Source organism: Paenibacillus peoriae KCTC 3763, assembly GCF_000236805.1.
GTDB lineage: Bacteria > Bacillota > Bacilli > Paenibacillales > Paenibacillaceae > Paenibacillus > Paenibacillus peoriae.
Map to the genome: position 1 here is coordinate 73,133 of NZ_AGFX01000021.1, position 12,890 is coordinate 86,022.

The following is a 12,890-nucleotide window of genomic DNA, read 5'->3' on the forward strand; positions in this document are numbered from 1 at the left end:
TTATATTTGTTTTAAAGTGGTGATATTCAAGAGAGCGCGGGCGTTAGCACCGGCTCTCTTTTTGCCATGGCTATGAAACGCCAATAGGTATGCAATGTCCAATAGATTTGCGATGTCCAATAGGTATGCAAAGAGAAACCCGAGTGAAAGCTGAAATGGAAGGAAGGATGAGGATGAGCCAAGAGTATGGAGAGAGGAGGTCATTAGATGAAGAAACTCCAAAAGCAACGACGCGCCAACCTCTGGCTGCTCGTAGCTGCAGCTGCCATTTTGGTCTTTGCTGTTCTGGTCAGTATGGCTATACAGAAGGTTTTGAAGCCGGAAGCTGAGCATGATGTCAGCATGTGGTTAACAACACCGGACCCGGCGAATCGCCTAACGCAACAAGCCCCCATCCATTGGAAGAATGACAACAGTAAAGAAAATATTGAAAAAGCAGTGAACTCGGATACACTGACGGTTGAGGTAAAGCCAGATATTCGTTATCAAAAGATGGAGGGGTTTGGCGCAGCGGTGTCCGGTTCGTCTGCTTACTTGATGAACCATGGCATGTCTGCGAATCAGCGTGATCAACTGTTAAATGATTTGTTTACCGCTAGCGGCATTCAACTGAGCTATATACGGCATACGATTGGGGCATCGGATTATTCGGTGGATGAGCAGGGACAGCCTGCCAGCTATACCTATGACGATGTGGCCACAGGCAAGGACTATGAGCTGAACCATTTCTCCATTGCCAAGGATCGGGACGTGATTGATGTGCTGAAGCAAATCCTGAGAAGAGACGAGAATTTACGGATTATGGGAACGCCATGGACTGCCCCGCCCTGGATGAAATACGGGGAGCAGATATATAACGGCTGGTATTTGGACTATACCGATCCGCGTGTCTACTCGGCGTATGCCGACTATTTTGTTCGTTATATACAGGCTTATGCGAACGAGAGCGTTCCGATCCAGGCGATTTCCATTCAAAATGAACCAGAATTTACGACGTCAAAGTATCCCAGCATGAGTATGGGAGCAGCCGAGCAGGCGAAATTTATCAAGCAATATTTGGGTCCTGCCTTAAGTCGAAACCATTTGTCCACCCAAATTATTGCCTTTGACCATAACTGGGATATAGGGAGCGATTATGCCAAAACTGTGCTCGGGGATGAGCAGGCCCGAAGCTATACGCACGGCACGGCCTTTCATTGCTACAAAGGGGAGCCGACAGCGATGACAGACGTGCACAATGCTTTTCCGGATAAGCCTGTTTACATGACAGAATGCAGCGGGGGAGCATGGAGTCCGGGGTTTGGGGATGATTTGAGCTGGGATATGTCGAAGCTGATCATTGGTGCACCCCGAAACTGGTCACAAAACGTGCTTTTCTGGAATATTGCACTTGACCCGTCCGGCGGCCCAACCAATGGCGGCTGTACCAACTGTAGAGGTGTAGTTACCATCGACCCGTTAAGCGGTGCCGTTACGAAAAATGTGGAATACTATGCGCTTGGTCATGCCAGCAAGTTCGTCCGTCCGGGTGCGGTACGGATTGGTTCTACGCATTATAGCGGAAGTATCGAAACGGTCGCTTATCGCAATCCCGATGGCACGCTTGTTCTGATTGCTGCCAATACGGGAGCGAGCGAAAAGACATTTAAGGTTCAGCAGGGAAGCAAAGTTTTCACTTCTACACTTCCATCCAAGTCAGCAGCTACCTTCCAATGGAATCCTGCGGCTTCATGATACGGTTTGACAACAATGTTTATAAAAGATTTTAGAGCATTTGGTCCATTAGGCTGAGTGCTCTTTTTCTCATAGGTTACAGTACCGTTCTGCCTACTCCGTCTTCCATGAGGGTTCATGTATAGCAGTGAGTGCAGTCACATGGATATATAGAAAAACATGGCTATAATATAGATATAGTTTAAATTCTTTCTTTTTGGAGCTGGCAGCTTCAAATATCTTATAACTAGAGGATTTTGCAAAATCCTGACTAAGGAGAGGGAGAGTCTCATGAGCATACATTTAGAGCTGGACCCATTGTCAGTGGAAAGGCTGGATAGCGCCCTTTCAGGCAGACCGGGAATGTTTAAGCTGTTTTATGATACAGAGGGCTGCGGCTGCAACGGCGTCATTGTCATCCAGGTGATCACTACGGCGAATGCAACTGATAGGGAAGTTCAGTCCGAGCCCTATTCTTTTTGGGTAGACCGACAGCAGGAGCAGCAGTTTGACAGCAGCATGCGGCTTGAGGCAGAGCCCAACTATCCGTCATTCAAGCTCATTAGTGATGCAGGCATACTTAGTACCAACATTAGAATTCAAGATGTGCGCGTAAAATAAATACAACATGCATTGACAGAAATAGGTGGGGAAATTATGAATAAAACAAATTCTGTACAAGAATTTACATTTGAGGATATGAAAAAAATCTCAAGAGCTAAAATGGGAAAATCGCTCCCTATCGAGCTCTACAGAGCCATTCGTTTAATCGGGATGTATCAAGGACTTCCTATGAAAGGGAAGGGAACTACGGTTACTGTAGGTAGAAAAATTGGTGAGAGCTTGCCTATTCATTCATTAGAAGAACTGTTGGATTTATTCCGTGAATTAAAAATAGGAGATCCTCAGGTCGTTCTTGAGGAGGAACATAAAATTCATGTAGCTGTTAAAGACTGCTTTTGTGAGGGATTGCCCGAGATCGAAGGCAGTATGGTATGCGATTTGGAAGGAGCGATTATGGAGGGGGCCTTAAACAAAATCAAAGACAAGAGAGTTTATGTCAGAGAAATAAAATGTAATGTAAACGGAGACGAACATTGCGAATATGAAATTCGTTTTTAGTGAAAAAGACGAATCTCTTCCAGCCTAAATGGAATGAGGTTTGTCTTTTTTGTGTAGTCAGTTCCTTTGAAATGGTACAATAACGGTTATGATCATTCGAGAAGGACGTTGAGATAATGAAAAATTTGCTTGTTTCGGGCTACCGTGCCCATGAATTAAATATTTTCAGCCAAAAGCACGAAGGCATTCCATATATTAAAAAGGCGATTGCGGGCAGGCTCATTTCCCTCATTGAAGAAGGACTGGAATGGGTAATTACCCCCGGCCAATATGGGGTGGACCTGTGGGCCTGTGAGGTAGTCATTGCACTCAAACAGCAATATCCCCACCTGAAATGCTCTATTATGATGGCTTATCAAAATATGGAGGAAAAATGGAAGGAGGACAAAAAGGAGTATTTTCAGCAAATTTGTAATGCAGTTGACTATGTGGGCGTCGTCAGCCGCCAGCCTTATCAGGGAATATGGCAGCTCAAGGCACGGGATGAACTGCTTTTCCGCAAAACAGACGGTTTGTTGCTGGTCTACGACGAGGATGCGGGAGAGGGCAGTCCGCGTTTTATGAAGGAGCTTGCATTAAAGAAGCAACAGGCAGAAGGCTATCAATATATGAGCATCAGCTCGGAGGATATCCAAAGCATAGCGGATGAAGAACGATTATTCCTGGACCTCTGATTTTTAAAGCATCAGCACGGATTTTTGAACAAAGAGGCTAAGTTTGCCTCTTTTTTTCGTGTAAGCGCTATCATAAAATTTAAACAACAATAACTTATCAGTCACATAAAATGTATTTATTGAAAAAACAAACCATAAAAGGAGCCAAGGATTTATGAACAAAGGATTTCGGTATACCGCGTTGCTCTGTCTCGGTGCAATGCTATGTGGAATGGTCACTCCGATGGATAGTCATGTCTCTGCTGCCTCCACGAGGCAAATGGAAAAGCTGAACCGGGGAGCGGTTGCGGTCAAGGTGCCAGAGGGTGTACTTGTGAGCTGGCGTTTGTTGGGTACGGAAGCGGACTCGGTCAGCTTCAATCTGTACAGAGGGACAAGTAAGGTGAATACTACGCCGATTACCTCAAGAACCAACTTTTTGGATAAGGCAGGTACGACCTCATCCTCGTACACGGTTCGTGCCGTGGTAAATGGAACAGAACAGGCCGCTTCACCTGCGGTAAAGGTATGGAGCAACAATTATCTGGACGTTCCCATCCAGCAGCCTGCGGGTGGTAAAACCCCGGATAATGTCAGCTACACGTATAATGCCAATGATGCCAGTGTAGGGGATCTGGATGGGGATGGCGAGTATGAGCTTGTATTAAAATGGGACCCTTCCAATTCCAAGGATAATTCGCAATCCGGCTATACGGGAAATGTATTTTTGGACGGCTACGAGCTGGATGGAACACGCAAATGGCGAATCGATCTGGGACGGAACATCCGCGCTGGAGCGCACTACACGCAATTTCTCGTCTATGATTTTGATGGTGATGGCAAAGCGGAAATTGTATGCAAAACAGCAGATGGCACGGTGGATGGGACAGGTGTAAAGATTGGCAATGCTTCTGCTGACCATCGCAACTCCAACGGGTATATTTTGAACGGCCCCGAGTTTTTGACCGTGTTTGCTGGCAATACAGGCAAGGCCCTCAGCACCATTGATTATGTGCCGTCACGCGGGTCGGTGTCGAGTTGGGGAGATAATTATGGCAACCGAGTGGATCGTTTTCTGGCCGGGGTTGCTTATCTGGATGGGGTGCGGCCCAGCATTGTGATGGCACGGGGCTATTACACCCGGACGGTTCTGGTCGCATATGACTGGCGTAACGGAAATCTGAGTCGTCGCTGGACCTTTGACAGCAACAGCTCCACCAATCCGGGGACAGCTGGGCAGGGGAACCATAGCCTGAGTGTGGCGGATGTGGACGGAGATGATAAGGACGAGATCGTGTACGGCTCGCTGGTGGTGGACGATAACGGGGCGAAGCTGGTTAACACGAAGATGGGACACGGCGATGCACTTCATGTCGGGGATTTGGACCCGGACCGTTCAGGATATGAAGTGTTCAAGGTAAATGAGGACAAGAACGCCTCCTACGGCGCTGCCATGTACGATCCGCGCAACGGAAACATTTTATGGGGCGTAAAAACAGGCAAGGATACCGGACGAGGCATGTCAGCAGACATTGATCCACGTACGAAGGGGAATGAGCAATGGGCACCAGGGATCGGTGTCCGTTCGGCTAAAGGAGAGCTGATTACAGATAAGCTGCCGTCCTCCACTAACTTTGGAATTTGGTGGGATGGCGACCTGCTGCGCGAATTGCTAGATCATACCTCCTCGAGCGCCGGTAAAATCGACAAATGGAACTATACCAACTCGACCAGCTCCAATTTGCTTACAGCGACAGGAACCAGCTCTAATAACGGAACGAAAGCCACACCGTCCTTGCAGGCTGATCTGTTCGGTGACTGGCGCGAGGAAGCCATTTGGCGCAAAAGTGACAATTCGGCGCTGCGAATCTACACGACACCTTACGAATCGGAACACCGATTCTATACACTTATGCACGATCCAGTGTACCGCTTGAGCGTGGCCTGGCAGAACGTAGCGTATAATCAGCCGCCACACACCAGTTTTTATCTGGGGGAAGGAATGTCTAAGCCCCGGCAGCCGAGTATATACACTCCTTGATTACAGATCGAAATGAAATGCGAATGAACCAAAAAACGAAAGAGCTTCGGGGTATCGGAGCTCTTTTCGTTATGCTTTTCCATACCAGGCAAAAGAGAAAGTATGATTTTCTTAAAAATGGGAACATTAGTTCTTATCAATAGAACATACGCATGAAAAAGGAGGCGGGATATGTGACTTTTCTAACGACCGAAGGCATGATTGAGCTTGTAACCAATGTCGGATTCCCTGCTGCGTTAAGTTTGATTCTGTTAAAATATATTCTTGTCACTCTCAGCCGCAGATTAGAGCAGCTTGACCGATCTGTTAAGCAACTGTCACAATCCCTGGAAGAGATGGAGGCAAAGCAAGCCAAGCAGCCAGAAGAGCCATGCAGGGCAAATATGGACAAACTTCGTGCCGAGTGAGCAAATAAAGGAAAATAGAAACAATTTAGCAACCCAATCACGACGCGGGATTCTTATAATAGAAATGTGTGCAGTTTATACAGGCATATTTTTATGGGGGGTATATTAAGATGAAAATAAATACGAAGCTGTCCGCATTGTGCATCGCAGCTACACTTTTGAGCGTAGCGCAAGCCGCAGCCGCCGCGCCCACTCCAGCGGAAGCGACGCAACCGGGCGTTGCCAGTCCGTCCGCCACCGTCCCGGCCTTGGTGCCAGCACCAGCAGCATCTGCGTCGGTTACGCCACCGGCCCCGGCACAAGCCCCATCGGCTCAGGCAGCCTCGATCCCGTCTGCAGCCGCAGGCTCCGCCAAAGCCACTGCACCAGCAGCTCCGTCCGCGCCAGCACCGCGTTCGTCCGCGTCGGTGGCGCCAGCAGCTGCTCCAACCGCGCCGTCGACTGCGCAGCCATCTACTCCGCAGCCGCCATCGGCATCAGCGCCAGCTGCCGCTACGAGTGTGAAGCCAACGCAGCTGGACAAGCTGAATCACGAGAGTGCCATTCCACTTGTGCTGGAGGCACAGTCACGTTATCTGTACGCGATCAGCGGTGGCAGCTCGGTGGGTGAGTCGTTCCAACGGAACGGCAAAAGCTACCGTTACCTGTCCGAGGACATCGGCACCAAGACCAAGCTGATCAACTATCTGACGCAGGCTTATACCAAGCAGGCGAGTGAACAATTTGTAGGCAAATTTTTTGTTGAAATCAACGGTAAACTGGCGCAGTTGGATGCAGATGGCGGTAATTTGCTAGAGTTTAACCGGGCGACGGCGAAAATGGTAACGATGACTCCGGTGAAGCGCAGCTATCTGCTGACCGTGCCTTACCCGGCGGAAACGAAGAAGGCGAACGAAAAAATCACCGTGAACTTCGAAAAGGTCGGCAGCTACTGGAAAATCAGCTCTGCGCCGCACGTTATTTTTTAGACTAGCCATTTTTTAGATTAGCCGTTTTCTAAGTTGGATATTTTCCATTTTAAGTATTTTCTAAAATTATAATTTTGCAAGATTCTTCATGAATACGGTAAAGTGATGTTAGGCTTGTTTGGCAAGCTCTAATTCAACACAGAGGAGTGCTGTGCAATGATGACACCCATTAAGGTAAAAAACGTTAAGGATATTGAGAAGATCAATCAAATCGTATCCAATTATACCTACGATATCTGGATTCATGGCAAAAGCGGTATGGCAGATGCCAAATCCATTCTGGGCATGTACGTGCTGAAGCTGGATGAGCCGCTAACTCTGGTTGTACCTGATAACGTCAATCCGAAGAAGTTGTTTAAGGAACTGGAAGAGTTTATTCATTTTCCTGCTCAAGAAGGATAAAAGGCAAGATAGCACCTGTAGACACTGCATACTCTATTTCAAAGTAATGCAAAGAAGCCTGGGAATGAGCTCCCAAGCTTCTTTTTTAATGCTCCTCCTCGTCCAGAAACGGGAGATTCACCGAATAGTACATAACCCCCATAAGCAGCACACCGCCAACCAGATTCCCGAGTGTAACCGGAACCAGATTATGAATCACGCCAGCAACGGAGACGGTGCCCGGATGGTCCAGCACGAGTGCAATCGCGAAGGCACACATATTGGCTATGCTATGTTCATATCCCGAAATGAAAAAGCAAAATACAAACAGCATCATGGCAAACATTTTCGCCCCGTTTTCCTTCATAAACATCGGAACAAAAAAGGCAAGGCAGACCAGCCAATTACACAAAATAGCCCGGAAGAACAACTGCATTGCAGGCGCCTCCATCTTGTGCTCAACCACGTTCAGCAGAAAGCTGTTCACGCTGGAGGAGTCAAATAGTCCGGTCAAATAAATAAGGAGTGCAAATACCCCGGCACCCAGCAAATTACCGCCATAGCTGGCAATCCACAGCCGAAGCACCTGCCCCCAGCGCAGCTTTTTACGGAGTGCTGCATAGGTGTAGTAGAAAGTGTTGCCTGTAAACAAATCCCCACCGCCGTATGCGATCAAAATGATGGCTGCCCCGAATGTGACGGCCGCCATGGGATAAGTGAATGGAGAATGCTCCATGTAAAAAAAGTTGCCCGTCTTGAACGCTACAATAACACCGAACCCGATGAACATACTCGCCAGCATGGAACGTGCCAAATACCGGAGCAGGCTTTGCTTGTAAATTTTGTATTTCTTCATGGCTAGCTGTTCTACATTGCGTAAGCCTTCCGTCTCCATTCCAAAGACAACCTCCTATTTTCTCAGATGTAAGTCTTTAAACATACTTATTTTCCCCAAAACATGTCCAGTTAGCCGGCTGGTTGTTAGCTTAACAAACCAAGCTTTTGCAGCCCATACAAAATGCCGTCCTCATCTGCGCGTTTGGTTACCATTTTGGCCGCAGCCTTGGCCTCATCACAGCCGTTGCCCATCGCTACGCTATTATGTACAGTGGCCAACATTTCGACATCATTCAAACCATCGCCAAAAGCGTATTGATTCTCTTCAGCAATGCCCAGTCTGGATGTGATTTCACGAATACCAATCGCCTTGGAGCCAGCGCGAGGAACAACGTCCACAGAACTCGGATGCCAGCGTACAAAATCAAAAGCGTTGAATACCGTTTCATAAAACGGCTCCTCTTCTGCCGTACACATCAGCAGCGTCTGATAAATATCTCTTCCCTGGAAATAGAGTGGATCGTACCCAACCGAAATTTTGGCCTTAAGCGTTTGGACCGATTTCTCCACAAGCTCATCGTTAGGAATATTGGCCTTCATGTCCATATGATCCATATATACGAGAGCATGATTATGTGTGAGGGCCAGATCTGTCATCACCTGCAAAGCTTCTCTGTTCAATGGATTGGTAGCCACGACTTCCCCGCGCAGCACGACATATTGCCCATTAAAGCTGACATAGGAATCAATTTCCAACTGCTCGCGAATTTCCTTGAACATAAAAGGCGCACGGCCTGTTGCAATGGCTACCTCATGCCCTTGCTCCTTCAAAGCAAAGACAGCATTTTTTGCCGTTAGCGGCATTTTCTTGTTATCGTCCAGCAATGTACCGTCGATATCGAAAAAGATGATTTTTTTGTCTGTCATATCCCTGCACCTGACTTTCAATAATGTTATTGTCGAAATTGACTCATATGGATTCATTATATCAAAGGAACTGCTTATGAATACACAAATACGTATAAATCCTCATGAATACCTGACTTTTATAGCTTACAATATGAAATAAGGATTATTGTAAAATAGAACGTCTATCTCCTATTTTCATAGATGGGATGTGATCAACATGACAAAAATCCAGGTCTCGCCGGAGCAGTTGGATAGTGTGGCCTCCCAATTTGCCGATGCCCACGGCACACTGTATAACCAGCTGAACGGTCTGGATCGCATAATGAACAACCTTCACAGCCAATGGGATGGCATGGAGAGAAATCGCTTTTATAACGACTATCGGACAGCTAAATATACACTTTCTTCTGCATTAAGCAAGATTCAATCTATTGAAATTGAGCTGAAAAGCATCGCTTCAAAGTTCAGGAATGCGGATGGCGAGAGCACACGTGGCTTCTGGACAGCTTTGGCAGCGGCGATGAGTTCTAGTGAAGCGCCGACGGATAATGAAGAAGATGAAGGCTTCACTGACGACGCCAAGCAGGACAAACATGACTAATGGGTTTCAAACCCATACCCAATCTGCTGGAGAACACACTCTAGGTAAAACGGCCCAGACCGTCATCGGATATGGAATAGGCCTTATTTTGCCACTTAGGACTGGCAATGGTGACGCAGGTTCGGGCATTAGTTCCAGCGCATCCGCAGGCTGGGGAGAACACGTCGTCGGCATCGGTGGCGGTATGCTCAGTGACAATATCTATACCATCTACAGCCTTTTTTCTGGAAATCAGCGAGCAACAGTTGGACTTTTAAAACTCGCTAATCGGAGAAGTCTGTAGATTTTTTGCTTACTCATTTTTTCTAAAAACCGATATATTAATAGATAGCTTACAACATCGAAGGAGCATAATATGCAAGAATTAGAGACATTACAGTACAAGTATAGGCTGACTTTGAAAGATATCCTATTGTTCAATTTTTGTATGAGGTATCAGAAGTCTACGGGGCTTAGGCTTTTCGCATCAATTCAGTTTTTAATGGTCATCATGGCTACATACAAGATTATAATAGATGATGAAGTTGCTTCTAATACGATAGCGGCGTTCTTCTTTCCATGCTTAATTTTTATAGTAATTCCTTTTTTTACTATCAAGGAAGTGAAAGCCAACTATCTTAATCATCCACAATGGCCTATTGAAAAGGAATATGAATTTTCAAAAGAGGGCCTCCATTTTACATACTCTGCGGGTTACAACTGGGATGAAGTAAAGGGGGTCATTAATACGCTGACTGCCTTTTTTATATTGCTGCCTCATCATAAGTTTGTATTGGTTCCCAAGCGGATTTTTCCAAGTAGATTAGAGCGTCGGCGGTTCAAAGAACTGTTGAAAACCCAGGTTGGATCAGAGAAATGGGATTATAAATTTATAGATAAAATGAACAAGTTAAAATGACAAAGTTAAATAAAAACTGAGCATAGGGAGGGATCATATGCATCTTCTATTTTGCAGCGACCCTTTGGATTCAAAAAGTGTGGATATGGATTTCCGTGAAGAATATGAGGTTGCACGCAGTCTTGGTTTTGATACAGGGCTGGTTAGTTACGATAATATAATTCAGGGTGAACTGGCAGGTGCAGGTACTGCGCCTTTTATTGTTCCCAAGAGGATTCGAGAGCAGATTGCTAAGCGGGGAAACGAGCATGTGAACGCACTATACCGTGGATGGATGTTAAGGCCCAAAGCATATGAAGCCTGGACTGCGTTATTGGAGACATTTCGGATCAGGATGCTGACAAGCGCTGAGAGTTATAGGAACTGTCACTATTTCCCTGATTCATATCCGGTAATTCAGGAATTTACGCCACGCAGCGTGTGTCTGGAGCGGGACCAATTAACTACAGCGTATATTCAAGAGGCGGCCAAGTCTTTTGGAACATCTGCATTAATGGTTAAGGATTTTGTTAAGTCACGGAAGCATGATTGGCTGGAGGCCTGTTATATTCCAGATGCGTCAGATCAGGAGCATGTGGAACGTGTGGTTCGTCGGTTTGTTGAACTTCAGGGAGCAGAAATGAATGGTGGGATTGTACTAAGGGAATTCGTAAACTTGGAGTTTCTAGCGAATCACCCGAAAAGTGGTATGCCCTTGTCCAAGGAATATCGTATTTTCTTTATGTTTGGGGAGCCAATATTTATGGTTAATTATTGGGATGAAGTGGCGTATGAGGAAGTTCGGTCAGATCTGGAAGACTTTATAAAGATAGCAGGTCAGGTGCGGAGTCCATTTTTCACTATGGATATTGCTCGTACACAAGCGGGACAATGGATCATTATAGAATTAGGGGACGGACAGGTTTCGGGATTGCCGGAACACACAGACCTCGAAGCGTTTTATACAAGCTTGAAAAAAGCTGTGATGAACCGCGGATTATGGTAGAAGGCGCAGTGCTTCTGTTGGATTGGAAGGCTGCGCCTTTTTGTTTCTGGAAATCCTACCCAATCTATGAATTTGCAATTGGAGTGTCGAGTGGTGGATAATGGAATTGACTCTTGCAGCAAAAAAAATAGGACTAATGATAGGGATGATGCCTAAAAAAAGTAGATCGGATTTACCGTATTTCTGTATATTATTGTAGAAAAAGATCGTAATTCAGGTTATAGTAAAGGAAGAATTTAACTAGGATGAATTTTACCCAAATACGTAATTGTGGAGGGAAATATGAGTACATTTAAAAATTGGCTGAATACAACAAAAAAGGGACTTGGAGATCAAGTTAAGAAGTTTAAGAATAAAGATTTTATGGAAGCTGTGGTTGCGGGCTGTGCGTTGGTGGCATTTGCAGACGGTACGATTAGTCCGGAAGAGAAAACAAAAATGGCCGGATACATAAATATCAGTGAGGAATTGAAAGTGTTTGATATGGGAGAGGTCATCAACCGTTTCAATCACTATGTGTCGAATTTTGAATTTTCGCCTGAAATCGGTAAACAGGAAGCATTAAAAGCGATTGGTAAATTGAAAGCTAAGCCTGAGGTAGGCCGACTCGTCGTTGGTGTGTGTAGCGCTATTGGCGCAGCTGATGGTGACTTTGATGCTGATGAACGACGAATTGTTGCTGAAATTTGCGGCGTACTTGGCTTGAATCCATCTGAATTTAGTCTGTAAATTTTACGGAAGGAGGTGTGTTAATTAGTGGCTGTAATTAATCTGGTCAAGGGTCAGAAAATTGATTTGACTAAAGGAAATACAGGACTAACCAAGGTTATAGCAGGATTGGGATGGGACCCGGTACAATCCAAAGGATTTTTTGGCTTTAAGAAGCAACCCAATATTGATTGTGATGCTTCTGCTATTTTGTTGGACGCAAACGGGAAACTGACTCAGTCGGACAACGTAGTGTGTTTCCACAATAAAAAAAGTCCATGCGGCTCTGTCGTGCACTCCGGTGATAATTTGACCGGACAAGGTGACGGCGATGATGAACAAATTGCGATTGACCTGGCACGTATTCCTGCCAATGTCGACAAAGTGCTTGTTGTTGTGAATATATATGATTGCGTCAACCGGAAACAGGATTTTGGCATGATCGAGAAAGCGTATATCCGCATTCTGGACGGCGCGAACTCCAAGGAACTGGTGACGTTCAATTTATCTGATAATTATGAAGGACTGACTGCACTGGTTTGTGGAGAGCTCTATCGTCATAATAACGAATGGAAGTTTGCTGCAATCGGTGAAGGCACCCATGCCGAACATATTGATGTGCTGGCTCGGCGTTACATGTAATTTTTATTGTCATACAAAACTAATG

The 12,890-nt window shown here is 45.9% G+C and carries 16 protein-coding genes; 14 read left to right on the forward strand and 2 right to left on the reverse strand.

The genetic code is table 11. The features are described 5' to 3' along the window. The first annotated feature begins 207 nt into the window (after positions 1-207). The 8 genes from KQI_RS0114105 (at position 208) to KQI_RS0114140 (ending at position 7,306) form a co-directional block, all read left to right on the forward strand. Positions 208-1,734 (forward strand): glycoside hydrolase family 30 protein, encoded by a 1,527-nt coding sequence (locus tag KQI_RS0114105; protein ID WP_010347436.1) that lies wholly within the window; start codon positions 208-210, stop codon positions 1,732-1,734. A 270-nt stretch (positions 1,735-2,004) separates the two neighbouring features. Beyond that, complete coding sequence (locus tag KQI_RS0114110) at positions 2,005-2,334, forward strand: iron-sulfur cluster biosynthesis family protein (RefSeq protein ID WP_010347437.1); 330 nt, start codon at positions 2,005-2,007, stop codon at positions 2,332-2,334. Positions 2,335-2,370: 36 nt separating this feature from the next. Beyond that, positions 2,371-2,835 (forward strand): V4R domain-containing protein, encoded by a 465-nt coding sequence (locus KQI_RS0114115; RefSeq protein ID WP_010347438.1) that lies wholly within the window; start codon positions 2,371-2,373, stop codon positions 2,833-2,835. 116 nt (positions 2,836-2,951) lie between these two features. Beyond that, the gene (locus tag KQI_RS0114120; RefSeq protein ID WP_010347439.1) at positions 2,952-3,509 is read left to right on the forward strand and encodes an SLOG family protein; all 558 of its coding nucleotides are present in this window, start codon (positions 2,952-2,954) and stop codon (positions 3,507-3,509) included. Positions 3,510-3,663: 154 nt separating this feature from the next. Next, a complete protein-coding gene (locus KQI_RS0114125; RefSeq protein ID WP_010347440.1) occupies positions 3,664-5,529 on the forward strand; it encodes a rhamnogalacturonan lyase in 1,866 nt (621 codons plus the stop codon). A gap of 173 nt (positions 5,530-5,702) precedes the next feature. Next, positions 5,703-5,936: a hypothetical protein gene (locus KQI_RS0114130; protein ID WP_010347441.1), complete on the forward strand. Its 234-nt coding sequence runs from the start codon at positions 5,703-5,705 to the stop codon at positions 5,934-5,936. A 110-nt stretch (positions 5,937-6,046) separates the two neighbouring features. Next, a complete protein-coding gene (locus tag KQI_RS0114135; protein ID WP_010347442.1) occupies positions 6,047-6,904 on the forward strand; it encodes a DL-endopeptidase inhibitor IseA family protein in 858 nt (285 codons plus the stop codon). Between the two features lie 156 nt (positions 6,905-7,060). Beyond that, a complete protein-coding gene (locus tag KQI_RS0114140) occupies positions 7,061-7,306 on the forward strand; it encodes an HPr family phosphocarrier protein (RefSeq protein ID WP_010347443.1) in 246 nt (81 codons plus the stop codon). Positions 7,307-7,391: 85 nt separating this feature from the next. On the opposite strand, the gene KQI_RS0114145 is transcribed toward KQI_RS0114140, so the two are convergent. Further along, a complete protein-coding gene (locus KQI_RS0114145) occupies positions 7,392-8,180 on the reverse strand; it encodes a formate/nitrite transporter family protein (RefSeq protein WP_010347444.1) in 789 nt (262 codons plus the stop codon). Between the two features lie 86 nt (positions 8,181-8,266). Continuing rightward, entirely contained in the window at positions 8,267-9,049 is a 783-nt protein-coding gene (locus KQI_RS0114150; protein ID WP_010347445.1) for a Cof-type HAD-IIB family hydrolase, read from the reverse strand. 199 nt (positions 9,050-9,248) lie between these two features. Between KQI_RS0114150 and KQI_RS29270 the strand changes: the two genes are divergently transcribed. The 6 genes from KQI_RS29270 (at position 9,249) to KQI_RS0114175 (ending at position 12,865) form a co-directional block, all read left to right on the forward strand. Next, positions 9,249-9,632 carry a WXG100 family type VII secretion target gene (locus KQI_RS29270; protein WP_241763917.1) on the forward strand — a complete coding sequence of 128 codons (384 nt, stop codon included), beginning with the start codon at positions 9,249-9,251 and terminating at the stop codon, positions 9,630-9,632. Beyond that, on the forward strand, positions 9,625-9,915 hold the full coding sequence (locus KQI_RS29275; RefSeq protein WP_241763918.1) for a hypothetical protein: 291 nt from the start codon (positions 9,625-9,627) through the stop codon (positions 9,913-9,915). Before KQI_RS29270 ends, KQI_RS29275 begins: the two co-directional genes overlap by 8 nt. A gap of 72 nt (positions 9,916-9,987) precedes the next feature. After that, positions 9,988-10,530 carry a YcxB family protein gene (locus tag KQI_RS0114160; protein WP_010347446.1) on the forward strand — a complete coding sequence of 181 codons (543 nt, stop codon included), beginning with the start codon at positions 9,988-9,990 and terminating at the stop codon, positions 10,528-10,530. Positions 10,531-10,567: 37 nt separating this feature from the next. Then, positions 10,568-11,515, forward strand: coding sequence for an ATP-grasp domain-containing protein (locus tag KQI_RS0114165; protein WP_010347447.1), 948 nt, complete (start codon positions 10,568-10,570; stop codon positions 11,513-11,515). Between the two features lie 282 nt (positions 11,516-11,797). Continuing rightward, positions 11,798-12,244 carry a tellurite resistance TerB family protein gene (locus KQI_RS0114170; RefSeq protein ID WP_010347448.1) on the forward strand — a complete coding sequence of 149 codons (447 nt, stop codon included), beginning with the start codon at positions 11,798-11,800 and terminating at the stop codon, positions 12,242-12,244. A 27-nt stretch (positions 12,245-12,271) separates the two neighbouring features. Next, positions 12,272-12,865: a TerD family protein gene (locus tag KQI_RS0114175; RefSeq protein WP_010347449.1), complete on the forward strand. Its 594-nt coding sequence runs from the start codon at positions 12,272-12,274 to the stop codon at positions 12,863-12,865. The last annotated feature ends 25 nt before the right edge of the window (positions 12,866-12,890 follow it).

Bases quoted from the DNA above. Each gene is read 5' to 3' on its own strand.
- KQI_RS0114105 (WP_010347436.1), top strand. From the start codon at position 208: ATGAAGAAACTCCAAAAGCAACGACGCGCCAACCTCTGGCTGCTCGTA.
- KQI_RS0114110 (WP_010347437.1), top strand. From the start codon at position 2,005: ATGAGCATACATTTAGAGCTGGACCCATTGTCAGTGGAAAGGCTGGAT.
- KQI_RS0114115 (WP_010347438.1), top strand. From the start codon at position 2,371: ATGAATAAAACAAATTCTGTACAAGAATTTACATTTGAGGATATGAAA.
- KQI_RS0114120 (WP_010347439.1), top strand. From the start codon at position 2,952: ATGAAAAATTTGCTTGTTTCGGGCTACCGTGCCCATGAATTAAATATT.
- KQI_RS0114125 (WP_010347440.1), top strand. From the start codon at position 3,664: ATGAACAAAGGATTTCGGTATACCGCGTTGCTCTGTCTCGGTGCAATG.
- KQI_RS0114135 (WP_010347442.1), top strand. From the start codon at position 6,047: ATGAAAATAAATACGAAGCTGTCCGCATTGTGCATCGCAGCTACACTT.
- KQI_RS0114140 (WP_010347443.1), top strand. From the start codon at position 7,061: ATGATGACACCCATTAAGGTAAAAAACGTTAAGGATATTGAGAAGATC.
- KQI_RS0114145 (WP_010347444.1), bottom strand. From the start codon at position 8,180: ATGGAGACGGAAGGCTTACGCAATGTAGAACAGCTAGCCATGAAGAAA.
- KQI_RS0114150 (WP_010347445.1), bottom strand. From the start codon at position 9,049: ATGACAGACAAAAAAATCATCTTTTTCGATATCGACGGTACATTGCTG.
- KQI_RS29270 (WP_241763917.1), top strand. From the start codon at position 9,249: ATGACAAAAATCCAGGTCTCGCCGGAGCAGTTGGATAGTGTGGCCTCC.
- KQI_RS29275 (WP_241763918.1), top strand. From the start codon at position 9,625: ATGACTAATGGGTTTCAAACCCATACCCAATCTGCTGGAGAACACACT.
- KQI_RS0114160 (WP_010347446.1), top strand. From the start codon at position 9,988: ATGCAAGAATTAGAGACATTACAGTACAAGTATAGGCTGACTTTGAAA.
- KQI_RS0114165 (WP_010347447.1), top strand. From the start codon at position 10,568: ATGCATCTTCTATTTTGCAGCGACCCTTTGGATTCAAAAAGTGTGGAT.
- KQI_RS0114170 (WP_010347448.1), top strand. From the start codon at position 11,798: ATGAGTACATTTAAAAATTGGCTGAATACAACAAAAAAGGGACTTGGA.